This is a genomic window from Clostridium fallax (assembly GCF_900129365.1).
Taxonomy (GTDB): Bacteria; Bacillota; Clostridia; order Clostridiales; family Clostridiaceae; genus Clostridium_AH; species Clostridium_AH fallax.
On the sequence record NZ_FQVM01000062.1, the window covers coordinates 1 to 1,499 of the forward strand.

Below are 1,499 nucleotides of genomic sequence, written 5' to 3' on the forward strand. Positions count from 1 at the left end.
TATATTTGTATATATAAGTTTACTTTGCTATAATTTTCAATATAATAAATGAAAATAAATTATAATGGAGGAATTTATTTGTTTCAGCTAATATATACTTTATTGATTAGATGTTTAGTTTTTGTAATTATATCCAGTTTCCTTTATGGAATTGTAAAATATATATTTTATAAAAGATGTTGGACAAACTATGGATTAGATGATGATATGCTTTTAGTATATAAATTTCCTTTTAAAACATATATAGTTCCTAAAAATGAGGAGAACTCTTATTATGAGTTTTTAAATGAAAGAAAAGATGAGAATGGAATAATAAATAGGGAAGAAGTTTGGGAAAGATTAAATAGTTTAAAAAATATAAGTTTACTGTCATATATTATTGTAATATCTATAACTAATTTAATTAGTTTAATATGGTTTTATAGTAGTAATAACTTTATAACAGTTATAGGAGATATAATAACAGTCATCGCTTTTATAACAATACCATCATTTAAATTTACAAAAAAGATGAGATGTTTAAATAAATTAAATTACATACATATAGCTTATGGTGTATTTTTAATACTTATGATTATAGATTTTCATAAAATAGAAGTATTATTTTTTAACATTTTATCTATAGTCTTTTTAATTATATTCTTTAAAGCTATAATAGATAAAAAATGTGGAGTATATACTAAAGATAATACCAATATTTGGACCATATTTTATAAACTAGATTACAATAACGATATAGATCAATCAGTAGATAATTTTAAAGAATATGTTGAGGAAGAAAAGCTTAATAAAGAAGCATGGATTAAAGAATCTGAGCTTACTAAAAAAAATCAACTTTTTAAATTTAGTAATGTTGATAAAAAGCTTCAAGATGACTCTGATATAAATGATTATATAGTAATATCAATAATAAACAGTAGAATAGTTATTGGAATGTCATTTGTTTTACTTTTAGGTATAATAATTCTTTTTAGCTATTTATATAGTGTAAGTGCTACATCTACTGATGCGGATTACATATTAAATGGACTTAAGGAGCTTATGTTCTCCTTTGATAAACTTTTAGAGATGTTTTCAATATCTTTACAGATAGTTGCAGCTATACTTTTTGGTGATTCTGTATTATCAGAAGGATTAAATTCTATATTAATAAAGAAAAATCAAGAGTGCAAAAAGAAATCAGAAGAAAAAGATACTATAGGAAAACAGAAAGAAAGATTAAAGATAGCTTATAAAAATATAATAGCATTAATTTATGTAATATTTGGGTTTATATTTGCTATGTTTGGAAACTTATCACCTAATATAGAATATAGAGTTCTTGCAATAATACCTATATTTATTATGATAGTAATTCTTTATAAAATAACCCTTTTTGCCATTATGAAAAGAGTTAGAAAAGATATTGCTATAATTTCTAAAGCAGGAGATAAATAATCATTTTTAAAGAAATATATTTTATATAATTTTTGAAATAATAATATTTAAATAATTATTTA

General features: G+C 21.3%; 1 protein-coding gene. It reads left to right on the forward strand.

Annotated elements, in window-relative coordinates; genetic code table 11:
• Window positions 1-78 precede the first annotated feature (78 nt).
• Window positions 79-1,437, forward strand: a complete 1,359-nt coding sequence (locus tag BUA70_RS12860) for a hypothetical protein (protein WP_072897916.1) — start codon at window positions 79-81, stop codon at window positions 1,435-1,437.
• Window positions 1,438-1,499 lie beyond the last annotated feature (62 nt).